The organism is Roseateles sp. P5_E11 (assembly GCF_054049355.1).
This window is the reverse complement of sequence record NZ_JBFUMO010000817.1, coordinates 1-2,219: the sequence shown is the minus strand read 5'-3', so window position 1 is coordinate 2,219 and position 2,219 is coordinate 1. Positions and strand designations below refer to the sequence as shown.

The 2,219-nt window shown below is 67.5% G+C and carries 3 protein-coding genes; all 3 read left to right on the top strand.

From position 1 onward, the window contains the following. A partial coding sequence (locus ACXJKR_RS30985; RefSeq protein ID WP_457326116.1) for an ABC transporter permease subunit occupies positions 1 to 1,044 on the top strand: 1,044 nt, incomplete at its 5' end. After that, positions 1,044 to 2,009, top strand: a complete 966-nt coding sequence (locus ACXJKR_RS30980; protein ID WP_457326115.1) for an ABC transporter permease — start codon at positions 1,044 to 1,046, stop codon at positions 2,007 to 2,009. The genes ACXJKR_RS30985 and ACXJKR_RS30980, both read left to right, overlap by 1 nt. Continuing rightward, positions 2,009 to 2,219: cytidine deaminase family protein (locus ACXJKR_RS30975; RefSeq protein WP_457326114.1), on the top strand; the 211-nt coding region annotated here is incomplete at its 3' end. The genes ACXJKR_RS30980 and ACXJKR_RS30975, both read left to right, overlap by 1 nt.

The window sequence follows — 2,219 nt, the reverse complement described above, 5'->3', positions numbered from 1 at the left end:
ACGCGTGCCATGCAAGAGCGCTTCGATGTGCGCCCGCGCGACGAGAACCTGGGCTCGTCCAAGTTCTCCGGCGGGAATCAGCAAAAGCTCATCCTGGCGCGCGAGATCGGCGAGCAGCCCACCGTGCTGCTGGTGGGCCAGCCCACCCGCGGGGTCGACATCGGCGCCATCGAATTCATCCACGGCCAGTTGCGCGCGCTGCGCGACGCCGGCTGTGCGGTGCTGCTGGTCAGCAGCGAGCTGGACGTGTGGCTGGGCGCCAAGCTGCCGGCCGTCGTCATGCTGCCGCTGCTTGTCATCGCCGCGGCCTTCCTCGGCATGCTGTGGGCGGCGCTGCCGGCTTATCTGCAGGCCTGGCGCGGCAGCCACATCGTCATCACGACGATCATGTTCAACTTTCTCGCTGCGGCGCTGAACGGTTATCTGCTGGTGAACTGGTTGCGTCCGGCCGGCAGCATGTCCGTCGAGTCGGCCGAGTTCAGCGAATCCGCCCGCATGCCGGCTCTGCACCAGATGGCTGCCGCGCTGGGCTATGAGTTGCCGTCGTCGCCGCTCAACCTCAGCCTTGTCATCGCGCTGATCGCCTGCGTCTTCGTCGGCTGGTTCCTGTGGAAAAGCGCCGCCGGCTACGCGGTCCGCTCAGTCGGCAGCGCGCCGCGCGCGGCCCACTACGCTGGCATCCGCCCKCGCGCCCAGGTCTTGATCGCCATGGCGATTTCCGGTGCGCTGGCCGGCATGGTTGGCATCAACGAGATTTCGGGCGTGCAGGGCAAGCTGACGCTGGACTTCGTCGCCGGCGCCGGCTTCACCGGCATCGCCGTGTCGCTGATGGGCCGCAACCATCCGGTCGGCATCGTGCTGGCCTCGCTGCTGTTCGGCGTGCTCTACCAGGGCGGCGTCGAGGTCTCGTTCGAGCTGCAAGGCTTCAGCCGCGAGATGGTGGTCACGGCGCAAGGCCTGATCGTGCTGTTCTCGGGCGCGATGGCCACGGTCAGCGCGCCGCTGTTTGCGCGCCTCTACGGCATGGTGAAGGGAGGCCGCTGATGGATGAAGTCCTGATTGCCTCGGTGCTGGCGTCCACGCTGCGCGTCAGCGCGCCGCTGCTGCTGTGCGCGATGGCGGGCGTGCTGTCCGAGCGCGCCGGCGTCGTCGACCTGGGCCTGGAAGGCAAGATGCTGTTCGCCGCCTTCGCGGCGGCTGCGGCTGCCTCGGTTACGCACTCCACGGCCTATGGCGTGATGGCGGCCATTGCCGTCGCCTGTATTGCCTCGCTGTTGCATGGCTTTGCCTGCGTGACCAACCGCGGCGACCAGGTCGTCTCCGGCGTCGCGCTGAACATGATCGCCGCGGGCCTCACAGTCGTGCTCGGCATCGCCTGGTTCCAGCAGGGTGGGCAGACGCCGCCCATCGACCCCGACGTGCGCCTGACGGCCATCGCCAAGGGCTTTGCCGAGCCGCAGCCAGGCAACTGGTTCGCCTCCGTCTTCGGTCACGGCCTGCTGAGCCACAACGTGCTGGTCTACGTCGCCTTCCTGATGGTGGCTGCCGTCTGGTTCTTCTTGGAGCGCACCCGCCCGGGCCTGCGCCTGCGTGCCGTTGGTGAGAACCCGGCCATGGTGGAAGCCGCCGGCATGTCCGTGCAGGGCTTGCGCTACCAGGCGCTGCTGATGAACGGCGTGCTCTGCGGCCTGGCCGGCTCCTACCTGACGCTGGCGCAGAACGCGTCCTTCTCGCCCAATATGACTGCCGGCCGCGGCTTCATAGCGCTGGCCGCGATGATCTTCGGCAAGTGGAAACCATTGCCGACCATGGCGGCCTGCCTGCTGTTCGGCTTCCTGGACGCGGTCGCGATCCGCATGCAGGGCGTCCAATTGCCTGGTATCGGCGAAGTGCCCGTGCAGCTGATCCAGGCTTTGCCGTACATCTTGACGGTCGTCCTGCTGGCGGGCTTCATCGGGTCCGCCATCGCCCCGAAGGCATTGGGCAAGCCCTACGTGAAGGAACGCTGATGGAACTGACCCAAGACCTGCTGAACCGCCTGCTCGCCGAATCGCTGCGCGCCCGCGAGTTCTCGCACTCGCCGTATTCGAAATACAAGGTCGGCGCGGCCATCCTCGACGAGCAGGGCCGCATCCACATCGGCGCCAACATGGAGAACGCGTCCTACCCCCAGGGCTGGTGCGCCGAGCCCTCGGCGCTGACGGCCATGATCATGGCCG

What these genes read in the sequence shown, in the direction of transcription:
- ACXJKR_RS30980 (WP_457326115.1), top strand. Translation starts at nt 1,044, where the DNA reads ATGGATGAAGTCCTGATTGCCTCGGTGCTGGCGTCCACGCTGCGCGTC.